The organism is Sphingobium sp. B2, assembly GCF_007693735.1.
In the GTDB taxonomy this organism is placed as follows: Bacteria; Pseudomonadota; Alphaproteobacteria; order Sphingomonadales; family Sphingomonadaceae; genus Sphingobium; species Sphingobium xenophagum.
In genome coordinates, this window is record NZ_VDBZ01000005.1 from 81,163 (window position 1) to 102,444 (window position 21,282).

Genomic DNA, 21,282 nt, shown 5'->3' on the forward strand with positions numbered 1-21,282 from the left:
CCCCTGCCCTAATTCAGCCCTTGTGCGTTCAACCCGCGCGAGAAATTGAGCGCGGACGCCATGCCCGGCGTCATCGAATTCTGGAGCGTGGATTCGAGCATGATGCTGCGATCGATGATCTGCATCGTCACCTGCAGCTTGTTGGAGAGCTTCACGTCACGCTGCGCGAATTTCTGCCGCGTCGCAGCGATTTGCTGTTTCCACTGCGTCGCGGTGGCCTGGTCGAACGTCTGATAGTGAGTCTGCGCCTGCTCGACGCGATCGAGCATGTTATCGAGCATCGCGGCCAGCAGATCGACTGCGACGATCTCTGAGAGCGTTTCGATTTCGCCGTCGGTCAGCGCGTAATGCGCATAGGCCTGGACTGACAGGATCTTGTAGAGCGGTACGGTCGCGAGGTTGAGGAGCTGCTTCTCCGAACCGTCGAGCGCGGTGTCCGTCCTGATCTTGCTGCTCATCGAGCGGATCATCCCTGCGATCCGCGGCCGCAACGCCGACGAGGCCGGCACCGTCAGGGTCTGCTCACCGACATCGTAGCAATCCGTGTCGTTGCACTTGAGCATCTTCACCGCCGGTGCGTTCGCCGTGCCGTCGAGCAGCGCCGTAACCACCGCCTCCTCGGCGGGCCCGAACATGATGACCTTCCCGCCTACGCTCGGATCGGTTGATGGCGTGGTGATCACCGTGCCGACGAGCGTCATGATATATTCGGAGAATGACTGGTCGAACGCCCCGAATTTGGCGGACTTCTTCAGCGCCTCCCAAGTGTAGTTGTGTGGCTCGCCGACGAGCTGGTCCTTCATGCTCGCATCGGTATTGCCAGCGATTGTGCTGTCCCGGCGGTTGCCGTTGTTGCAGCCTTGCCGTGAAGCGGCCCAATCGGAGAATATGCCCTGGCTGTTGCCGACCGCCTCGCAGATCGTCGAGCGGGTGGTTTCCATCTGCGGCCAGATTCCACCGACCAGCGCCTGCGCCGTCTCGCAGCTCGATATATTCATCTGGTTGAGAAGCTGCGCCTTCTGGCTGAACTCATCCATTACCTTCCCGATCTCTGGCGAAACGGAATCGATCGCGAGCTTGAAGGCGAAACCAAGGGCATTGTTGGCGGTCGCCTTCAACATCGCCACGATTTCCGAGGCGTTGATGAAGGAGAAGCTGCCTGCGAACAGGTCGATGCCGCCGCAGCCCGCCCGCGCGCTCGGAAGCTGCAGATTGAACGGCGAGACGCTCTTCTGCGGAAAGCGGGTCCACACGTTGCCAAGCGAGTAATAGCCCGCGGACTGACCCTGGAATGCCGTCGGCCCGGTGACATTTGCGGCGCCACCGGCATCGTTGAAGAAGCCGTTCATCTCAGACGCGACATCAGCGTGCGCGACGCCGACGATCGCGAAATGGGAAGCTGCGATTAACGCCAGACCAGAGCCGAACTTCCGGCGCAGGACGCCCTTTTTTGCCTGTGTCATCAATAGTCGCTCCCGACCTTGGTGTTGGTCAGCATGAAGATGCGGTCCATGATTTCGTCGGCGCTGAGCACGCCGTAGCCGACCGGAATCGTCCGCTTGGTCTGGGTATCGAACAGGACCAGCGCAGGCGTTTCATTGCCCGGCACACCCATTCGTGCCCGCTGCCCGGAATCGACGACGTAATTCGGAAAATCCCTGCTCGGCCCGCCGTCCATGGATACGGCCATCACCGTCATCCGATGACTATCGGTGACCGATCGCAGGATCGGCGCGAACACCTCGCACGCGCCGCAACTTTGGGCATAGAAATAGAACAGCCCGTAGCGCTGGCCGAGGCTGGTGAGGACAGCATCGCGGTCGGCCTTCCGATTATCGAGCCACAGACGCTTGCCGACCGTCGAAACCGGGCGTTGCAGCGTATAGTCGAGGTCCGGGTTCTGCCAGAGCGCGCGTTGCCAGGTGTCCGAGAATGTCGACGCGCGATCGAGCTGTTCGCGCTGGAAGCGGATATAGTTGATGACGTTCGCTTCCGTCGGCTCGAGGATGGCCTTGGCCTTCAGCTCGTCGAGTTGCTTGGCGATCGCGGCGATCCGATCCGTGGCGCGATCCGCTTCGACAGGCGTCGCCGGCTTGGCGTTGTCCATCGGCTTTGGCTTCGCGCAATAGAACCACTGCCCCAGCCTGCGCTCGCCGCAGTAGAATTCGTCCGGCCGATCCTGCTCGATGGTATCATTTCGGGCCGCGGGCGCGTCCTGGGCAAGCGCGGGCGCCCAAATCGCCGCCGAGAGAGCTGCCGCAAGGATCACCGTCCGGTCAAGAATTGCCATGTTCCGTCCCTCCCTCGGCCTTACCGGGCGACTGTGCAGGGCGTTCGCGGGGCGGGCTTTCTTTGCGCGCTTCCCAATCCGGTAAATGAACACAGCAATCGGCCACCGTTGCGGCGTGCCGGGAGGCGCACGGCGGGCGCGGCGACGGGCTCTCGTGCGCTGGCTGAAGCAGCAGCGCTGCCGCGATGACGGGCAGCTCAAGAAGCGGCATCGACATGATCATTCTCCCTGACTTTCTGGCTTCGGACGGCCTCCCCCCGGCGTGGTGCACATCTGACCCGCCTCATTTTCCGTGGAGGTCGTAGTAGGACTGAATTTTCGCCTGGATGTCCGTCATCGTCTGGACTTCGTCAGGCAGCTTCGCCGCATCCATGAAGTCCGCATACACCTCGGTGAAATTCATGACGGAGAGGTCGAGGCGGGCAAATTCGTCGACGGTGAAGCCCTGACACGTTTCCTTTTTGGCGCTCCCCCAAGGCTTGCCGAGCTGTGGCCGGCCCTGTTCCTGAAGCACGCGGCTGAGCTTGCTTTCAAAGCAGCAATAGGCGGTCCGCTTCGTTGTGCAGATGCCGAGGATCTTCGATGAGCAATAGGTTCCGAGATTGTGGCACAGACCCATCCGATCCTTGATGTCGAGCTTCATCTCGTCCTGCGAACAAGCGAACAGGGTCAGGAAGGGCGTCGCCAACGCGGCGATCGCCGCAGGCCCGCCGGCCAGTGCGGCTGCGCCTGCACCGACCGTCAGCAGGCCTGACGTTTTGCCGGCGCAGCAGTTGATGAGCCCGAACACCGGCTTGTGACAGGTCTCGCGATTGCCCTTGAAGACCGTGAAATTGGTCTCGTCGAACTCCTCACCGGCCTGGTCGATCGAATGCAAGGCGACGAGCGCATCCTTGAATTCGGTCGACGCCTCGCGAACGATCGGCTCGCAATCACCGTTGATGCAGTAGACATCGTCGCCGCAAATATATTGCGGTGCGTCGCTGGTCCCACTCAAGGGCGTCGGGCATTTATAAACCCGGTTTTCGACCTGACATGCGCCGCCGTTCGGTTCGTCATCAAGGCATTCGGTCCGCAAATAGGTGCAGGCCCGATTGCTCTCGAGGTCGCCGCAGTCGCTGGCGGGAGTCAGCGTGTGGCAGGTGAAGTCTCTTTTCCACGCCCAGCATGCCTGGGTTATCGGCACCCCATTGATGACGCGGGTCTCCGGGCCCTCGGTGCAAATCTCCCCCGCAGGATCGGCCATGCACATGGCATCCGCTGTAAGAGGTCCACAGCCGTCGGCCCTCTTGACGGTGACCTGCGTGTCGGTCGTTTTGGCATGCCAATCCCGTCCGGTAATCGGGCTAGGGAGGAAGGCAATTCCCGTCAGGTCCTGGGAGCAAACATATTCGGTGGCGTTGTAATCGTCGCAAAATTTGTTCGTCGAAACGCCGTAGATGCGATGGGCGGCGCACGCCTGCATCACCACGCCAGTCGGACGGCATGTCCCGGCCGTTATATGCGGCGCCATCGAATCGTACCGTGCGAACGGGGTGCCGTAGGCGCTGTTGGGAACCACAAAGAATTTGAAGGCGTCGACCGTCGTCGTCTCCGGCACCATCGTGATCGAGCAGGAGCGCGGCTGGTCCTCGATCTTCGTGCCCTGATTGCAGGTCGCTTCGTAGTAGCCTGCGTTCCCAACCGCCGGTGGCAACGGCACACAAGACCCGCCACCGCCGCTATAATCTTCACCGGCCAGATAGGTGGATGGATCGTTCTCAACCGACGTCGCCCTCTGCGTGGCCGCCAAGATCTCCGAATTGCTGAACGTCGCGCGCGTCCGATCGGCGTCCGTCGTGATGCGATATTGCTCGTTCGAGGACTTCGCCGATTGACCGGCCGCCTCAAGTCGCTCGGGATCGTCGAAATAGGAACCTTCGGGCAGGCTCGGGCCGGAATAGCCGGGGACCGCTGCCGCCTGGGCGTCACTCGACGGTACGAGCGTCGGATCGTTGCGCTTCTGGGTGCCGAGCTCCTTGCCCTGCTCCCGCGCCTCCTCGACGGTCGTTTGCGCCAGCGCCGGCGTTACGACCATCAGCGCGACAACGAGCGCAGCCGAGGCGGGGATCGACCTCACCGATTGACCTTGCGCATGTTGGAGAGCCCAACGGCGGCGACGCGGGCACCCGGGCCATTCCCCTCGGCAAACTGCTCGAGCGCATATTCAACCGAGACGTTGCCAATGAGACGGTCGTGGGGCGGAACCTTGGTCTGGCACGAGAAACCGGCGCAAAGGTCGAAATCGGACGAGACGGCGATATAGGTCGGAACAGCTTGGACGTCGAAAGCGCGGAAGAGGCGCGGATCAATACCGACATTGGCGAAATCGTCCTGCCGGGTCACGATCTTCCCGAGGGCGGACGAAAACTCCTTCATCGAATTGTTCGGAAAGCCCCGGAAGACGACCACACCGCCCGCGCGCGCGGTATCGCCGATCAATTGCTTGAGCGCCTGTGGCGGCATCGACAGGCTGGCAAACACTATGAACTGGGGTGCTTCGCCCTTCCCCACCGTCGCGTTCGACGCGGCGCCCGCTACGATTTCGTCGAAGTCGACCGGACCAGCGGGCCCCTTGGGCAGATCGGTCTTCGCAACGCGCTGCATGTTGGCCATGCCACCGTCATTCACATTGGCCGCCTCCTCGCGGAACGCATCACCCCTGTCCTTCACCTGATTGACGAACGCCTCGGCATCAGCCTGAAGCTCGGCTGAGCGCTTCTTGATCGCCTGAACGTCGATCCCATCGACGCTCTGCGCAAGCACCGCCGATATGCTGGCGATGCCGAGAACAGCAGTAGAAGCCCAAAGATATCCGCGCATCGAAAGGCCCCCCTAGAGAACGCAGCAGTTGCGTTTGCGCCAGACCAGGTAGCCCATGTCCTCGCCACCGGCGGGATAGGCGCGGCCTGCGTCGGGCGGCATGGTGGATGCCCCGATCGCGGAGCAAGCGAAGCGACCGCTCACGGTCGGGATCGGATTGACCATCTGAAAGCGGTATTGCTGCTTCCGCATGATCGGCATGAGGTACTTCTTGCAGAGGCCCGCCGACCCCATCGTTCCCCACGCCAGCGCCTCGCGGTGCATCTTGTACGCAAAGCGCGACAGCGCGAGCCGCGAGGACTGAACGTGGCCGATCGACGACGGCACGTTTCCATTGAGCGGATACATGCTGCCCTGGCAGCCAGCGCACCAGAATAGCGGATCGAGCGGCAAATGGGCGGTGCCGGCGATGCAGTCTCCGGCGCAGGCAACCTGGGCGATCGGATTGGCAAAAACGATGGCTTCCGGGTTGATAAGTGCTGTCAGCGAGTCGTCCTGCCAGAGCGGGTCGATCTCGGTCATGTACGCGATATCGAAACTTGCCTGCTCGAAGCAGACGAAGTCGGTCAGGATTTCCATCCAGTAGAGGAGCGGGTACACATACCAATGGACGTGCCATTTGGCCGTGCTCTGGGAGCGGCCGCCCACCATCGACGGGCCGGCCAAATAGCCCTGTCCGATGTCGAAGCCGGGTGCGATGCGGATACCACCAAGGTTCGGAAAGCACCAAGGCTTCATGGTCACGTCCGCGAGGCGCGCTGGTTCCCAGAAACCGACGGAGATACCGATCCGAGGAATGGGGCTGCCGCAGGCGCAAATAGGCGAAGCCGGATTGGCTGTATCCGGCCGGCCGCTCGGCCAGATCTTGAGGCCGCCCACCGACAGCGGGAAGAGGCACGACCAACAGACATCGGTGATCGGGTTGACGAACTTCCCGTGACAGGTCGGTCCCGCGGCCTGAGCGCTCGGCGCGAGAATGAAGGCGGCGATCATCGTCAGGAGGAGCCGCAGAGCCCATCGCGCGCTATGCATCATTGCTCCTCCCCGCTTGCTTCCAGAAATGAGGTGTCGGCGCGATGCTTCCGCGCGAGGTAGACGGCGGTCGTGCAGATATTGGCAAGCAGAAGTACTGCGATCGCGCATGGCGCCGCCCGCCCGAAGGCGAGCGATAGCGGCTGCAGGCCAATAATCGCGGCGCCGAGCATCAGACAAAGCATCTGCCAAATCAGGCGCAGACGTCGCAGCGCGCCGGTCTCGGGGGCCGCCATCGGCGTGCGAAGCATGTCTAGCCAAGGTGGCATCAGCCTGTTTTTCCGGGCTTGAGCGCGACTTCGGACACGCGCATCACCCTGCCGGCCTGGGTGACGATTGCCGGTGTGTGCTCGATGCCGAACCGGGTCGTGAGCTTGCCTGCCTGGTCGAAATAGAAACGCCGCTTTTTCGCGGTCATCAGCTCGACCGGCGAGCCATTGACCAGGATGATCTTGGCCTTGATGTCGGAGTAATGCTCGATGGCCCACGCCGTCTGCGCGGGGTCGTCACCATCGATGAAGACGAGGTCCTGTCGGACCGAGACGAAGTCGAGCGGATTGATACGCTGGCCGGCCGCGGCGATCAGGTTTCCTTTCTGATCGCGAATGTCGCGCTCCATCATGACCGAAGGATCGAAGTCCCAGCTTCGGGCCGCTCGCGCCGCGGTTATCCCCGCCACGGGATCAGGACGCCGAACCTTCGCCTCGACGCGCTTGGCAAACATCTCATTGGTGCGCGCGAGTTCGCCACTCGCCTCGGCCCTGCGCAGTCGGGCTTCGATCGTCGAAAGCAGATCCGGCTCGATCACCGGAAATGCCTGTGCCGCCTGGCCATAATCCTTCGCTTCCGACCGCATCGGGGGAAAGACGAGCGCCGCGCCTAGCGCCGCAACCGCGCACACGCAGCTCGTGACAAGCATCCTCATAGGATTGGCTCCCCTGTCCCAATGATCTGGCGCCCGCAGACGAAGCCAATTTCGCCGTAACGGCTGTCGAAGCCGTCCTTGTGAGGCGTCGCCGCGAAATAGCATCCGGCCGGCACCCGTCCGGTGGCGCCAGGAGTCAGCGGCTCGCCGAAGCGTGTGAAGGGCTTCATCTGCGCGACCGGGTGACCATTCACGGCGACCGTCCGGCCGATATGGCTGATGATGTCGCCGGGCACGCCGTAGGCGATCTTCCCGAACATCTGTGGCTTCGCGCCGAAATGGCGGCGGAGGAGCTCGCCGGGCGGCGGATCGAAGAACACATAGTCGCCGCGTGCCGGCAGCTTGTGGCGCTGGATGAGAAACGCCCAATTCGGGAGCGAGTCCGTCGTGTTGATCAAAAGGGCGTGGCCATCACGCCATTCGCCGATCGCGCCGAAGCCAAGCGTCCCGGCGACGGCCACCGCCAGCATCCCCCACATGCGCGTGCGGGGACGCCAACGCAGGGCTTCCACCCTATTGGCCGCCGTTGCCATCAGGTCCTCCGAACGTCGAGACGGACGCACCGGGAATCTGCGGCGGGATTGGCTGGGCCGGAAAAGCCTGGCCCGCGGGCACCTGAGGGCTGGCGCCGGGGACGCCAGCCATCGGATCGATGGTTGCCCCCGGCGCCGCCAGCGGTGCTGCACGCGAGGCGGCCAGCGCCGATTGGGCAGCCGAGAGCTCCTGCATCCGCTGCAATTCCTCGACGGACATACGCTTGGGTTCGGGAACGCCCGAGGCAAAGACCGCCATTTTCAGGCTGTCGGTGATGTCCGGCACGTTCTTGGTGAGCACGGCTTCACCGACAAGCACGATCTGGCCGTCTTGGCTCCTGCGCTGCAGTTCCTTGTCGAGCGAGGACATGAACGCCTGCATCTCGGCGCGCACGCGGTCGGGCGGCGAGCCTGAGAAGCGCTGTGCCTCGACATAGTCGCCGACCAGCGCCGACAACCGTGCCGAAACGATATGGTCTTGTTTCGACTGGGTCAGTGCCCGCGTCACCCACATTCCCCAGATGATCGCAGCGACGAGCAGCAACAGGATCAGCATCTGGACGCGCGTGAAGCCGCCAAAACCGACCCTGCGCTTCGCTGCTCGGGTCTCAGGCGCGGAAGGGGGAGGAAGGTCGAGTTGGGGTTGGTCAGCCATGAGGCGGAACTCCCTCATCCGCACGCTGCGGAAGGATGCGATTGGCGCGAAGAGCGACGACGGCGGTGGAAAGGATCATGTGCGCGATCGCGAACATGTTGAGGAAGGCGGCGGTGCGCGCCGGGTCCGCGGCAACGTAGCGCGTCGTGAAATTATTGAGCTGATGGACGAAACCATCGAACGAGAAGCCGCCGATCGCGAGGAAGAAGAGGCAGAAGAGGCCCCAGGTGATGAGCATCGTCGACGCGACAAAGCCGAGCCCATGCAGCAGGAAATGAAGCATGGTCTGCCATTCATGGCGCGTGAACCCGATGTATCGCCGGGCGGTGGTCGGGACCGGATGCGTCGCCATCCCTGCTACTCCGCCGCGATCGCGATCTCGTCCTCCGGGACGAGATTGCTGACCCACTTTTCGGGATTGTTCGGAAACGCGATCCGCTCGATCGCCTCGTCCATGCTGAGGCCCTCGGCGATCAGAGCGTCGATCGCCGCAAAAGTCTTCGGACTCGAGGAGAACAGCGCTGCGGAATAGGGGTCGAGGACCAGGCGGCCGACAGCGAGGGTGTCGGGCCCTTTGATCATGATGTCCGAATATTCGAAGCCGTTGCGCTTCAAGGATCGCAACAGCGCATCGGTGTGATCGTCCATCTCGAAGCGGTCATGCTTCTTGAAGTCTGCGATCGTCTCCGGCTTTTGCTGGAGGATCACGAACCAGTCGGAATTTTCGAGCGCCGCGACCGATCCGGCCGATTTGTAATAGTCGTTCAGCGATTGCGTCGCCGTGACCAGCGATGCGCCATATTTCCGGCAGGTACGCGCGTAGGTCTCGATGAAATCGGCCATCGCCCCGCCGCGGAGCATCTGCCATGCTTCGTCGAGGAGTAGCGCTTTCGGGATCGAACGATCCAGCTTGCGCATCATCTGCTGCGACATGAACATGATCGCCGTCAGGACGACGCTGCGCAGCTCCTCACGGGCAGACAGATCGGAGAGCTCGAAGACCGTGAGCTGGGCCGAAAGTTCGAACGAGACCTCGCCCTGAAAGAAGCGGCCGTAGGTGCCGCCCGACGAGAAGGGCCGCATCGCGATCGCAAGGTTCGCGGCCAGCCCGTTTCCGGTTGCCTCGAGCGCCTCGATGACAAGATCGATCGAGCCGCGGCTGCCGTGCGCCTCCCAGACCTGGTTCACGGCACCGTCGATCAGCCCGCGCTCGGTGTCGTCGAGCAGGTTGATATGCCGGGACATCTGATTGATGATGGCCTTCAGCATTGCCATGCAGTCGAGGAGATAGTCCTCGTCTTCGGCGGCCTGGGCCTCGTCGATCATCGAGAAGGGATTGAGACAGAAGCCCGAGCTCATGGTGAACTCGACAAAGGCGCCGCCCTGAAGTTTGGCCGAATGCTCGAACGAACGCCCGTCGTCGATCACGACCACTCGCGCGCCGGCACCGCAGAGCGAGCCGCATAATTCCTGCAGCGCGACCGACTTGCCGGAGCCCGATTTGCCGAACACGGCGACGTTGTGATTGCCGGCGGCATTCTCGAAGGGGCTCCAGAAGAAGGGCTGTCCGCGCCGGCCGATCAGCAGCAGGTGGGGAATGCTTCCGCCGAGATATTCCCCCTGCAGCGGCGCGAGATTTGCGGCCGTCGTCGTGAGCAGAGTGCGCATCCGCTTCATGCGCTCGAGATCCTTTGACAGGCCATTGGCCATCGTCATGGGCATCGCGCACAACAGACCCATCACCTGCAGGTAGCGGTCATCGAGAAGATCCCAGCCCGCCGCACGGTAGACCGACTTCAGCACTCGCTCGTTGCTGTCGCCCTGCCCTTTCGGCGAGAACGACGTGACGCTGAAGAACACGCGCACGAGCTTCCTGCCCTGCCGGATCTCTTCATTGACGTGTCGCCACTCCTGCGACTGCTCGCGGAGCTGCGGCAGGAAGCGGGAGGATTTGGAATCGGCCAGGCTGGTCGTTCGCATGAACTTGTAGCTGGCCTTGTTGGTCGACGCCTGCGGGTCCGGGAACTCGATGCACAGGTTGGTCGATACGGGGCATGGCATGCGCAGCTTGTCGGTAAAGATGTCGCCGATCAGCCGGGTTACGTCCCATGGCGCCCAGCGCGTGGGCAGGTTGCGCACCGAGAAGGAGCGCACATCGAACACGTCGGGGTAGATCTCCCCGATCTCCGGCGCGCCCTTCAGCGTTTTTCCGGTCGGCCGGAAGCGCTCGGTCCGCAGCAACATGCGGTCCGGCTCGATATGCAGCTCGATATCCCTTCGGATCGCCTGATCGGCGATCGGGTCGAGAGGGTTGTAGCTCACCGCATCGTCGCCAGCGGCGGTGGTCGGCGACGTGATATCGTCGATCCAGCCGATGAGCGCGACCGGGTCCATCTTGCGGGCGGATACGTTCACCGATTGAAGAGCCGAGATCAGCCCGTCCATGAGCGATACGATCTGCTCGATCGTGATGTTTGAGGACTCCGGCGTCGAGTAGGATATCGCGACCCGATGATGGCGAAGGCAAAACGGCGCGTCGGCTGAAAGCGAATTCCAGACGCCGTCCGTCAGGAAGTCGACCCGGTGCTTGGCCATCCGTTCGTAAACGCCGCGCGCCGAGTAGCGGGGCAGATACCATTTCGAGAGCTGCTCGCCGATGCGCGGCGACATCCATTGGTGAATCTGAAGGCAGCCGGGCGCGGGAATGCCTTCGGACAGGAACTGCGCCAGGATCTCACCCGTCCGCTCGTCCGCGCCGACCAGCGGCGCGGCCTCGATCACGAAGCCGCGCGAGGCGCTATTGTAGAAGATACCGGTCTTCGGGTCGAAGCTTCGATAAGGGAGCCAATGCGCAAGCATCGGGACCACCAGGTCCGGCCGCTGGGTGTCCGGTCGCTTGCTGTCGCCGAAGATACCGGACAGCAACTCATCGAGGAAGCCGCTCGCCATCTCAATTTTCCTCTGGAGCAGCGGCCGGGAAGTTCGCCGCGCGCACGGTGGGCTTCGTCTTGGGCTCGGGTGTCGGCGTCGATCCGGTCAGAGCTGCTGCCTTCGCGTCGCTCGCTGCCTGAGCCGAGCGCGCCTGGTATTCGGTAGAGCCTCTCACCCGCGTGATTGCTTCGCCGATCGCGGTCGCACTGTCTGCGCCCTCCGGCGCCGGGGCGGTCCCGGCCGAGGCTTTGTCTGCCGTTGCGAGCGGCGGCACCTTCGCTTCGATAGTCGGCGCCCCCGGCACTGCTCCCTCGACGCTGCGCGATTCCGCGCGCCTGGAGGAGACGTTAGTGGCCGGGGGCGTCGGTGTGCGGCCCGCCTTGGGGGCTAGACGGGTCGCAACATCGTCCTTGATCGCTTTGACCGGGTCGGCTGCACGGGCGCGGGCTGCCGCGACGGCCGCAGGATCGGGTAGATTGGGGTCGACGCCGCCCGTCGCTCGGCTTGCCAGTTCCGCTCGATCGACCGCTTCGGCGAGCGATTCCGGCTGCTCAGCAGCGACAATCGCATCTCGGTCCGGTATCGCTGTTGCATTGACGAGGAATTGTTGTTGCCATTCCCCGCTTTGCACCACGGCATGGACTGCCGTCACCTCATGAAGGCGGCCACGCTCATCGATATATGGCTGAAAGACAATGCGCAGCACGCGCTCCTGGGTACGGCGCGCATCGATCTGAGGTGCCGGCGCTTGTCCTAAAAAGGCGATGTGCGAGGATCTGGGTGCAGACTGCCTGGCCGGCCCGCTGCTGGCCGGCGATGAACGCTCGACAGTGCCCTCTCCGGTGATCATCGCGAGTGCTCGATCGTCGATCGAGGACGATGGCGCGCAGATGCCATCGGGCGCTTTACAGGAAAAACTTCCCTTCACATTGCTGCCGAACGTGGCGCACCCGCCAAGCAGGGACAGAGCGGCGATCGCGCAGCCGCGCAGCGACAGGGCGTGCCGCGCCGTCACGACCGCGTCCCCTGCAGCCAGGCCTCGAGAAACTCCTTGGGCCGATATCCTTCCAGGACGGCGCCATCACCCCGAACGATGATTGGCGTCGCATTAAGCCCATGCTCGCGCGCGAAGCGCTCGTTTGCATCGAGCCCCTTGGTGTCGCAGCTCGCCGGCGCTTTGAATGGCTCACCGGCATAGGCGGCATGCAGCGCCTGTTCCTGGTTTTTGGAGCAATAGACGCGGTCGGCGATGTCGCGGCTACCGAGGACCGAGATCGGACGCTCGACCACCTTCACATCCATGCCGCGCAAGACGCTGGCGAGCGCCCTGCAATAACCGCAACGGAAGTCCGTGAAGATGGTGATGCTCTGTTTGGCCGACCGGTTGCCCCAGACAATGGCCCCGTCGGCCGGAAGCCCAGACAGGTTGAGCGAGACGGGGCGGACCGGCGCGGATGTCTTGCCGACACCGCGCGCCGTCGCTGCGATTTCGCCAGCCTCGCCGTCATCGGATACCGCGGCGTTCGCCTTGGCGGCCCCGCCCACCAGCATGTCCGGATTGATCTCGAGCAGCCGCGCCGCGGTCAGGTCTTGGCGCGTCTCCATATCGTAGACACGACCGATGATCAGATAGCGCGCGCCATGATTGACGTAGAAGAGGTTCGCGCCCGAGGTGACTTCGCACAGCCCGTCGATCTTATCGCAATCGAGCTTGTTGATCGGCGTCTTCGGAAGCCTGGTCTTCAGGAGCAGGCTGACCTTGGCGTCATCCTTGCCGGCGACATCGGCTGCAAGAGCGATTCCGGCAACGCCGAGCGCGGCAGCGGCCGCTACAATCGGCGCCGGGCGAGCGAACGCGCGCAGCTTTCGCAGACGATCAATTGCGGACATAGACACCCTCCAGGAAAACGATTTCGACATCGATGCCGGTCGGCATCTCGATCACGGGCTGATATTGCTCGGCCCGCTCGATCAGATATTTCGAGACGTCCTTGCCCGATTCCGCGGCACCGCCGCCGAGCGCGCGCAGGCCGCCGCTGCCGAAGTTGGGCGTGCGGTCGACGCCCCCCTCCCCGTCGGTGCGGATGCTGGCGAGCGGCGGATTGAAAGCGGTGTTGAGAGCCTGTCTCTTATACACATCTAGATGTGTATAAGAGACAGGGCGTGCGGTTGACGCCCCCCTCCCCGTCGGTGCTGATGCTGGCGAGCGGCTGATTGAAAGCGGTGTTGAGAGCGTTGCCGCCACCACTGACCAGACCGGCCAGAAACGCCTGCATGGCAAGCGAGCCTTCCCGGCTGACCACTCGGCCGCGCACCCCTGTCTTGCCGCCAAAGGCGATGAACCCCTTGACCTCGGAGACGGCGTAGCGCCCGCCAGGCTGCGGGCACGTCATCTTTTGCAGTTTGACGTAGACCTTCTCGCTCGAGAGCTCGCCGCGGGCGGCACCGTTCACGAGGCAGCCTTCGATCTTGGTCGTTAGGAGGCGCCCGTTCTGATAGACGGAACGGGCCGGGCCAGTGACGCGAAGCACGACCGGCAAGGGGTCGGTCTGGCTGTTGACGCCGGCGCTCGCGTCAACGCCGACTATGACCTTGGCACTGGCGAAGCTGTTGGGCGGCAGATAGTTGATGCTGTCGCTGAAGGTGGTCGTTCCCTTAGCGACGCGCGTGGCATTGCCGGCATCTGCGGTCTGGAAACTGACCAGCTTGACCTCGGCGGCGCCTCCCATCGGCATCGGGCGACCATTGGCAGACGCGTTCGGCCCATCCGGACGCTGATAGGCCTGGGTCCCGTTGGGCCCGTACATCGCGCCCGGCCCGGTCGCGGGCGCTGGCGCCGGCGTAGTTCGGGCGGAAGCCACCTGTCGGCGCAGCGCCTCATTCTCTTGCTGATAAGCCGAGAGGACGCGCGAGCCGTCCGCCCGCATCGCCTGATTTTCCCCCTTGAGCAGTTCGACCTGCTGCGAAAGCTGGTCCAGGCGTTGCTGCTGGCCGTTGACCGATTTCAGTTGATTCTCGACCGATTGCATCTGGTTTTCGGAGAGCGCCATCCACTCCTGCTGGTTGAGATTCTTGTTGACCATGTCCTTGGTCGACACCTCGACCTTCGCGGTCCCGTCGTCGTTCGTACCGGTCGCCTTCTCGTCGCCGCCGAAGATCCAGAAGGACGATGCCACCAGGCCGACGCCGGCGACCCCGGCGAGCAGCATGCGCTGCTTTTTTCGGATGCTTTCGTTCGCGGACAGGTCGGCCGAGATGGGCGAGACGCCCTCAGTATCGCTGCCATCCAACGGCTCACGATTGCGTTTTAGGAAGTCATTCCAGGCCATGTCACTGCCTCCCGGTTTGTGAGACGAGGTAGGCCGTGGTGACCTTCCCAGGTTCCAGCTTCGGCTCGGCGATCGACACGGCGAGCGCACTGCTCGGCGCGACCGTGCTCTCCGTCAGCGTGACGGCTTCCCCGCCGCGATTCTCTATGCGCAGCACGCGACCGGTCAGTTCCGACCCCCGATATTCAGCGATCATCTGGACCTTGAGATTGCCGACATAGACCGGCCGCAGAGTGCGCTGGCGCATCTCGTAGCCATCGGCGACGCTGTTTGAATACATCGCCTGGATGAGGACGACCGCCGCTTCCTGCGGGCTGGTTGCAACCACCGCCTGGGGCGCCCCATTCTCCTCCACGTTGGCCTTCGCGATCGCCGGATTGGAGATGAAGAGCTGCACGGCCTGCTCGCCGGCGATCCGGCACACGATCTTGTAGACGTAGCCGCGCTTGCTGGTCGCAAAGAACGAAAGCGCCGGGCGCGCGAAGCCCTCCGGCACCGAGAGGTAGATGTCTCCCCGCACCGGTTCGTTGACGACGGAAAAGTCATCCTGCGGATTGCCGGTCGAGATCTTCGAGACCGACGCAAACTCGTCCTCGACCAAGCTGATCCTGGTGAGATCCTTTGCCGACGCTGCGCAATCAACCTGGCTGCCGTCGGCTGCCATCACCGTCTGGTCCGCCCAAGCCGGGGAGGTGATGAGGAAGAAGCTCACGGCGACTAGGGCAACGCCGATCATCCGGCTCACGATGCAATAATAGCGCGACAGGAAGACCGCGCCGGTCGCGGCGCTGCCGATGATGTAGACCGACATCACTGATCCTTTTCCTTGCCGGTCGTCACCATTCCGAAGCCCACGAGCTTCAGGGACAGTCCGGAATATTGCCAATCGAAGCGGAAGGAGCGGCGCTCGCTGGAGACGACCTTGTTGCCGACGATCGTGTGCAGGTCGCCGGTGACGGTCGACCGCAGATTCTTCGTATCCAGCTCCATAGTCTGGATGGTGAAGAACTGGGCGATCGACGAGCCGCGCTGCTCGTTGACGATCTTCATCAGGTCGGCGCGGATCTTTCCTTGCGCGCTGGGCGCGGTGATATCGAGTACCGACTTCATCCAGTATTCGAGATTCGCCGGGCTGCGATCGAGCGTCAGCACCGCGGTGTCGCGGGTGACCAGCTCGAGATACTGCCGCGAGACACCTGAAGAGTTCACGACCAACGGCGATGCCAGGATCGGTTGAAGGACAATCTCCCTGTCGCGCGTGACTGTCACAAGACCGAGGATGGCGCACAGGCTGCCAAGGACGCCGGCGACGATCACAAGCAGGTTGCGCTGCTTCAGGACCCGCTGGCTTTGAGCGTGGGTGTAGGAGATTTCCATCTCAGCCCGCCATCAGCCGGAGATAGGAGGGCGGTGTGGCCTTCATGCCGGTGAAGCCGGCCGGAAGATGCCAGTAGGCCATGTGAAGCAGCCAGGAGATCGCCCGTCCTGCCTTAGCCTTCTTCAGTCCCCACCAGCCTGCGCCCGCAAGCAACATGCCAATGAGAATATGCTGAGACAGGATACCCCAGACGAATGGCAAAACCATCGCTAGGAACTCATCCAGCGTCCACAGCCCGATTAGCTCGGGATCATCCAGATGAGACGGAACGACGTACTTGTCCGCGGCCATATCACCACCCTCCCCGCAGGCCGACCGGATCTGCTATTCCGGCCGACCCTTGGACTGTTCAGATTGTTGCCGTGACGGTGGAGGTGACGATCGGAATGCCGGTCCCGGCACCCACACCGACGCCGACAGGAATGGCGATCTGGCCCATCGAGAAGCGGCCTGAGGCCAACGCGACGATGCCGCCCGCGAGCGACAGGACGGTGATGATCTTGCCGCCCGACCCTTCGAGGAAGTCGGTGAACTTCGTGAGCGCCGTATCGAACGTCGTGTCGGCACCGGCGAGGGCCGGGCCGGCAAAGAGCAGGAGCGCGAACGCGAGTGCGACCAAAGCGAAGATCGCCAGCTCCGCACGACCGCTGTACTTTATGACAGACTGCATGAGAGTTTCCCTTCAAACGGAACGCGACTGACCCGCGCCCAATTGAAGGGTGGTCCCGGCGAGCGATCGGCGGCAACGCAGTTCCCGACGGCACGGTCTCGCAAACGAATTTTATGTGAGTCTGATCGGACCCTGCCCCGATGGCCGGGGCGGCGCGCCCCGGCATGCGGGGCAGCTCGCCCCACTATCTGGGGCACGCCGCCCCATTTCTCGGGGCAGACGAATTTTTGATTCGGCGTCCGCGCCTCTAATTGCGATCAATGACGGGCGAAGTTAGAATCGCTAACCGGATTCGGGGGGATCCCGTCAGCCCGGCTTAATCGTGTCTACGTTATCGAACCACAGCTAAGGATGGAGGATAGCCAGGTGCAGGTGCCATGACAGGAGATCAGTGCACCCTCGCGCTCGACATATCGGAGCATTTCTTCAATTTGACGACGGAGAGCCTGCGCCTGCGTTCGAACGAAACCAGGTGCTATCAGACCCTCGGAAATCTGGTTTCCGATCGGATCGGGTTGCCGTGTGCGCTGGAGGACCATGCACCTGAAACAATCCGGGAGCATCTGTCGGCGATCCCTACAACAGGCGACATTCGAATCGATCTGACCATCACCAGATCAAGTGCCGACAGCCTGGATGCAGTAAAGAAGCTCATCTCTGAGGGGCTTGGGTCCGAAATAAGCTTGGGGGACACACTTTCGATCATGCTCTTCCACTACGTGGTCGGCCAGAAAGCTGCGCGCGTTCTTGAGCGACTGGGATTGGAGGGTACAGATAATCCGCCACGAAAATCTGCGATCAGCGAAGAACTGGGTAACGAGAAGATAGTCCCGCTAAGATAGTTGCTGCTGGCTTTTGCTGCAGGCGCACAAAATGCAGAGGCTTGCTAAGTCACTGCCTGTGTGTTTCGTTTCAGGCCTTGCGTGCAAAAGGGGGCCATGACTTGTCATCGCTTGCCCATATCGAAGCTTCCGACGATGGCTGCGTTCCGGCCAGGGTCGAGCAGTGGGACTTCATCCCGCTGATCCTCGAAGCAATGTCTGAACAGAATGTAGGCCAACGCAAGCTGGCGCTGAAGACCGGCATCAGCAAAACGCGTCTCGGTCTCCTACTTCACAGTGATCCCGCTAAGCGCGCGCCGATGTTCGTGTATGAACTCCAGCAGGTTTTGGCCGCCCTGGACATCAACATCGTGCAAGCCATGATCGCGATCGAGACCTACAGTGATCCAGCCCTCTTCCTCGACGAGCGCTTCCAAACCTCGCTTGTGATGCTCGCCGAGTTATTCAAAGGCCTCCCGGCGATGCTCGTGGCGGCGCTCGACGAAATCGAAGGGATGGATGGCACAGAGGTACGCAAGGAGTGGGCCGGGCCGCTACGACAAGCGGTAGTTGAGAAGCTAGTCAAGGAGGTCAGTGCCGTGATGGCTCGGCGGGTACAACTCGCTCAGATTTCCACCCTCAGCCTGCTCTTGTGGATGTCGACGATGGCCACGGACTTGCTCGATCCGCTTCTCGCCTAGTACGAAAAAACTGTTACCCTTCGGGCTCTGTGCTGCTGCCGCACGGCAGCGAGCTCCGACATGACCTGGACCGTCGCCCGCGGCGGCAGCGCCGCCAAACGTCGCCAATTTAGAAGCACGTTATCGACATAGGCCTGGGTCTCGGCGATCCGCGGCAGCATCCCGTCCCTCACGCGGCTCGGTCCGGCATTATAGGCTGCAAGAGCCAGGTGGACCTGTCCGAAGCGATCGAGCTGCTGCCGGAGGTATCGCGCCCCGCCTCGCAGATTCTGCTCGACGTCGTAGCGATTGACTCCAAGGTCGGCGGCCGTGCCGGGCATGAGCTGCGTCAATCCGAAAGCGTTCTTTGGCGAATAGATCCCTGCCTTGTAACCGCTCTCCCGGATGATCATCGCATCGAAGAGGCCGACCGGAATGCCGTACTCACAAGCGATGCTGCTCATCATCTCATAGTATCCGGATCGTCTATATTCGGTGCGGGAATCAAGGAAACTCGCCGGTCGATAGCCGCTTGGGGCGCAGCCCGGCGCACTACTCGTTGGAACACTCGAGAAGACCACACCCTCGCGCATCCAACCTGGGATTGCTATTGGGGAAGTGAATGACACGGCGTCCTGCGACTGAAGAGGCGCAGTTGACGCGACTCCTACATGCGCAAAGGGATCCTGGTCATTGGGATCGGTTTGCGCTGTCGCCGCAGCGAAGCTGTTCGCCATCTCAAAGGCGACCCAACGCCTGCTCAGGTCATGGGTCCGAAATGCCGTAGGAAGCGAATTGGAAGCCGTCACTTGACGATTGCCTCCGTTATCCTCTGCGCGCGGAGCTGTGGCATCGACAGCAGATCCCCTCGGCGCTGGCTCCGTCCCCATCACGATCACCTCCACCGACCTGCGCTCCCTGCCTTTTTGGCTGGCACCGGCTTCCGAGCCATGAAAGGCAACGGATAGGGCGACCGCCACGAGCAAGATTGATCTCATTTCGCACCTCCTAGCCGTGCTCATGGGGAGTGGAGGTCAGGGCGAATATTGTTGTCAATCCTGAACGCTTCAGGGACGATCGGATCGAAACCCGCTTCGACAGGTTAGTCCATGTGGTTGATTGATCGCCATAGCGACGGACTTGACGCCGCTCGCATCCCCCTTCCGCTCCCCCTTCGGGCGGCTCTCGTGCGCTGGTACATCGGTGAAGGATCCCGACATGACGAAGAGGCCGGCATCACGTTGGTGCAGCAGGCGCGTATCGGCTCGAAGTGGATTGCCTGCAACTGCCGTGGCACCAAACAGGCACCACCCATTTTGACACCCGCGTTCCTGTCGGAAGCGGAGACCTATTACCTGCGGCGGCTCACAAGCACAAACCGGCCCGAACACGTTTCGTCCTGTCCCTTCTTTCGGGACCAAGCCACGAACCGCATCACGGAAACGCGGAGAGCCCAGACGCCGGCAGACCCCCCCGTCGGCTATTTCGAGGTTCTGCGCCCGGCGCCGGAAAAGCTCGCTCAACGACCAGATGACGACGCCAGCGACGACCGCACGCGAAGTGCTTCCGTTCCGCGCCTCGCCCGCCTGCTCTGGAGGCTGATCGCCAATGCCGGTCTCAACATTGCCGTCCCCAGCGATCAGGAGCCGTCAGAGCGTGCCATCGGCGCGGAGTTCAAGCTGCTCGCAGCGGCCGCCGCGAGGATCGAAGTTGCCCCTGGAATCGAACTCGATCGTGTTCTCTGGACTCACGGCGACGCGCTTCACAGCAGGCGGGCCTTCGCAGGCATCCGAGCGCTATCTCGCCGATGGCCGCGCGGCCATGCACCCCAAGGCTTTCTCACGATCTTTGCCAAGTCGTTCAAAGGCTCGACGATCTTTCCGGCAGGATCCGAGCCGATCGCAGTCGCCAATCGCGTCCAGTCGCCATCGGTGCGGGATAACTCGATCACAGGGCCGTATCTGGTGATTGTCGTTATCGGCCAATATCCCGAAGCGCAAGGCTATGCGCCACTGCGAGCCTACGCCCAACCGATTTATTCGGGTCTGAGGTTCATACCGGTCGATAGCAATTTCCATAGGACCTTGTTGAGAGCCCTCCTCCGATCGAGGCACCGCCTCATGCAAGATGGCATCGAACTAGCAATTGAGAAGCCAGTTTTTGACCGGCTGACCCCGCTTGGAAGCTGTCGACCGGAATTCCTCCTCGAAGCGCGCTCGCGTCTTACTGGTGAGATTCGACGATTCATAGTGCAAGCTCTAGAGGAGACGAGCGTCGAGCTACGTATCCCGAAGCTGGCTGCTCGCCGGAGCCTTGAACAGATCGCTCCCGTTCTTTCAATCACGCCGAAGGACGTTGAGGATGAACAAATCTGGCGCCTGATCGTCGAAGCGTTCTACCGATCCTGATGGAAGGGCGTAGCCCTAAGGCCAAGACAATGTCATGGCGAATGCACTCACGATGGCAAGCGTAACAGGGGTCGAAAGCAGGTACAGCTTCTGCCATCTCCACCAGGTTTTAGGGATGAGCCGGAGCAGGTTCCTCGGCGTGGTGACCGTTTCCCATGTCCGTTCGCGGCACAGCTCGACGGTGATGAAACCCAAGGACATGATAAGAGCAAGGGCGCAGCAAAGCCCCGCAGCGGCATAGAGCGCGATCCAATTCTGAAGCTCCGCGGCCGAAAGATGTTCCACGGTTCACAACCCTTCCATCCGCTCTGGTCGTATCAGTCGACCACGGCCGTCGTTTCCATGAGACTTACACCAGTCGCAATCAATCGACTACACACGCAAAGTTGCTCCAATTTGGAGACGATTTTCAGCGATCTCGAACGGCGTCGGGCTTAGCATGGTCAGCAGCCTGGAGACAGTTCATAAATTGGTAGGTACACAGGGCGAGCTTCAAGGTGTCATGCAGGTATCGGTTCTTGTGATACTCTATCGTGGGCGAGAGCGCATCACGGTTCACGACGACAGTGATAAGGCCTGGTCTGAACTTGTAAATTTTGTCGACGCCTTCTGGAAGAATTCTGACGTGGCGGTGCTGACCTCTACCCCCGCCTCAGAAGAGCAGCGCGTCAAACTATTCTTTTCCGAGACGGGTGCATCCTATATCCTAGGCCATGCGTACGCATCCGGTGAGGACCGCGGCTACTGACGGTTTGCTGGGGGTTTTGG

The 21,282-nt window shown here is 62.2% G+C and carries 23 protein-coding genes and 1 pseudogene; 4 read left to right on the forward strand and 20 right to left on the reverse strand.

The features are described 5' to 3' along the window. Positions 1–8: 8 nt before the first annotated feature. The 18 genes and pseudogenes from FE851_RS22335 to FE851_RS22425 form a co-directional block, all read right to left on the reverse strand. The gene (locus FE851_RS22335; protein WP_066701128.1) at positions 9–1,463 is read right to left on the reverse strand and encodes a conjugal transfer protein TraH; all 1,455 of its coding nucleotides are present in this window, start codon (positions 1,461–1,463) and stop codon (positions 9–11) included. Then, on the reverse strand, positions 1,463–2,290 hold the full coding sequence (locus FE851_RS22340) for a conjugal transfer protein TraF (RefSeq protein WP_083216030.1): 828 nt from the start codon (positions 2,288–2,290) through the stop codon (positions 1,463–1,465). Before FE851_RS22340 ends, FE851_RS22335 begins: the two co-directional genes overlap by 1 nt. Positions 2,291–2,573: 283 nt before the next feature. Beyond that, the gene (locus FE851_RS22345; protein WP_066701158.1) at positions 2,574–4,367 is read right to left on the reverse strand and encodes a conjugal transfer protein TraN; all 1,794 of its coding nucleotides are present in this window, start codon (positions 4,365–4,367) and stop codon (positions 2,574–2,576) included. A gap of 38 nt (positions 4,368–4,405) precedes the next feature. After that, entirely contained in the window at positions 4,406–5,152 is a 747-nt protein-coding gene (gene trbC / locus FE851_RS22350; RefSeq protein WP_066701129.1) for a type-F conjugative transfer system pilin assembly protein TrbC, read from the reverse strand. A gap of 12 nt (positions 5,153–5,164) precedes the next feature. Beyond that, entirely contained in the window at positions 5,165–6,184 is a 1,020-nt protein-coding gene (gene traU / locus FE851_RS22355) for a conjugal transfer pilus assembly protein TraU (RefSeq protein WP_096367889.1), read from the reverse strand. Continuing rightward, positions 6,184–6,453: a hypothetical protein gene (locus FE851_RS22360; protein WP_066701131.1), complete on the reverse strand. Its 270-nt coding sequence runs from the start codon at positions 6,451–6,453 to the stop codon at positions 6,184–6,186. Before FE851_RS22360 ends, traU begins: the two co-directional genes overlap by 1 nt. Further along, entirely contained in the window at positions 6,453–7,109 is a 657-nt protein-coding gene (gene traW / locus FE851_RS22365) for a type-F conjugative transfer system protein TraW (protein WP_066701132.1), read from the reverse strand. Before traW ends, FE851_RS22360 begins: the two co-directional genes overlap by 1 nt. Continuing rightward, the gene (locus tag FE851_RS22370) at positions 7,106–7,642 is read right to left on the reverse strand and encodes a S26 family signal peptidase (protein WP_066701133.1); all 537 of its coding nucleotides are present in this window, start codon (positions 7,640–7,642) and stop codon (positions 7,106–7,108) included. The genes traW and FE851_RS22370 overlap by 4 nt, the downstream gene beginning before the upstream one ends. Next, positions 7,623–8,297 carry a TrbI F-type domain-containing protein gene (locus tag FE851_RS22375; protein WP_066701134.1) on the reverse strand — a complete coding sequence of 225 codons (675 nt, stop codon included), beginning with the start codon at positions 8,295–8,297 and terminating at the stop codon, positions 7,623–7,625. The genes FE851_RS22370 and FE851_RS22375 overlap by 20 nt, the downstream gene beginning before the upstream one ends. Next, positions 8,290–8,649, reverse strand: a complete 360-nt coding sequence (locus tag FE851_RS22380) for a hypothetical protein (protein ID WP_066701135.1) — start codon at positions 8,647–8,649, stop codon at positions 8,290–8,292. Before FE851_RS22380 ends, FE851_RS22375 begins: the two co-directional genes overlap by 8 nt. A 5-nt stretch (positions 8,650–8,654) precedes the next feature. Further along, positions 8,655–11,246, reverse strand: a complete 2,592-nt coding sequence (gene traC, locus FE851_RS22385; RefSeq protein ID WP_066701136.1) for a type IV secretion system protein TraC — start codon at positions 11,244–11,246, stop codon at positions 8,655–8,657. Position 11,247: 1 nt separating this feature from the next. Continuing rightward, entirely contained in the window at positions 11,248–12,243 is a 996-nt protein-coding gene (locus tag FE851_RS22390) for a TraV family lipoprotein (RefSeq protein ID WP_066701137.1), read from the reverse strand. Further along, on the reverse strand, positions 12,240–13,118 hold the full coding sequence (locus FE851_RS22395; protein ID WP_066701138.1) for a DsbC family protein: 879 nt from the start codon (positions 13,116–13,118) through the stop codon (positions 12,240–12,242). Before FE851_RS22395 ends, FE851_RS22390 begins: the two co-directional genes overlap by 4 nt. Further along, positions 13,105–14,557, reverse strand: a pseudogene (locus FE851_RS22405) (TrbI/VirB10 family protein). Before FE851_RS22405 ends, FE851_RS22395 begins: the two are co-directional and overlap by 14 nt. Before the next feature lies 1 nt (position 14,558). Next, on the reverse strand, positions 14,559–15,368 hold the full coding sequence (locus FE851_RS22410; RefSeq protein WP_066701140.1) for a type-F conjugative transfer system secretin TraK: 810 nt from the start codon (positions 15,366–15,368) through the stop codon (positions 14,559–14,561). Next, on the reverse strand, positions 15,368–15,934 hold the full coding sequence (locus FE851_RS22415) for a type IV conjugative transfer system protein TraE (RefSeq protein ID WP_066701141.1): 567 nt from the start codon (positions 15,932–15,934) through the stop codon (positions 15,368–15,370). The genes FE851_RS22410 and FE851_RS22415 overlap by 1 nt, the downstream gene beginning before the upstream one ends. A gap of 1 nt (position 15,935) precedes the next feature. Beyond that, on the reverse strand, positions 15,936–16,226 hold the full coding sequence (gene traL / locus FE851_RS22420) for a type IV conjugative transfer system protein TraL (protein ID WP_066701142.1): 291 nt from the start codon (positions 16,224–16,226) through the stop codon (positions 15,936–15,938). A 58-nt stretch (positions 16,227–16,284) separates the two neighbouring features. Continuing rightward, positions 16,285–16,605: a TrbC/VirB2 family protein gene (locus tag FE851_RS22425; RefSeq protein ID WP_066701143.1), complete on the reverse strand. Its 321-nt coding sequence runs from the start codon at positions 16,603–16,605 to the stop codon at positions 16,285–16,287. A 377-nt stretch (positions 16,606–16,982) separates the two neighbouring features. Between FE851_RS22425 and FE851_RS22430 the strand changes: the two genes are divergently transcribed. Together FE851_RS22430 and FE851_RS22435 are read left to right on the forward strand one after the other, a co-directional pair. Beyond that, the gene (locus FE851_RS22430; protein ID WP_066701144.1) at positions 16,983–17,447 is read left to right on the forward strand and encodes a hypothetical protein; all 465 of its coding nucleotides are present in this window, start codon (positions 16,983–16,985) and stop codon (positions 17,445–17,447) included. Positions 17,448–17,548: 101 nt separating this feature from the next. Continuing rightward, positions 17,549–18,127 carry a hypothetical protein gene (locus tag FE851_RS22435; RefSeq protein WP_066967399.1) on the forward strand — a complete coding sequence of 193 codons (579 nt, stop codon included), beginning with the start codon at positions 17,549–17,551 and terminating at the stop codon, positions 18,125–18,127. Here FE851_RS22435 and FE851_RS27025 read toward each other — a convergent pair. Continuing rightward, on the reverse strand, positions 18,124–18,573 hold the full coding sequence (locus FE851_RS27025) for a lytic transglycosylase domain-containing protein (protein WP_232037496.1): 450 nt from the start codon (positions 18,571–18,573) through the stop codon (positions 18,124–18,126). The genes FE851_RS22435 and FE851_RS27025 overlap by 4 nt on opposite strands. Positions 18,574–19,215: 642 nt before the next feature. On the opposite strand from FE851_RS27025, the gene FE851_RS22445 reads away from it, so the two are divergent. Further along, complete coding sequence (locus FE851_RS22445) at positions 19,216–20,514, forward strand: hypothetical protein (protein ID WP_066701145.1); 1,299 nt, start codon at positions 19,216–19,218, stop codon at positions 20,512–20,514. 15 nt (positions 20,515–20,529) lie between these two features. Here the strand turns inward: FE851_RS22445 and FE851_RS22450 are convergent, their stop codons facing one another. After that, positions 20,530–20,799 carry a hypothetical protein gene (locus FE851_RS22450; protein WP_066701146.1) on the reverse strand — a complete coding sequence of 90 codons (270 nt, stop codon included), beginning with the start codon at positions 20,797–20,799 and terminating at the stop codon, positions 20,530–20,532. A gap of 154 nt (positions 20,800–20,953) precedes the next feature. Between FE851_RS22450 and FE851_RS22455 the strand changes: the two genes are divergently transcribed. Beyond that, positions 20,954–21,262, forward strand: a complete 309-nt coding sequence (locus FE851_RS22455; protein ID WP_066701147.1) for a hypothetical protein — start codon at positions 20,954–20,956, stop codon at positions 21,260–21,262. Positions 21,263–21,282: the final 20 nt, after the last annotated feature.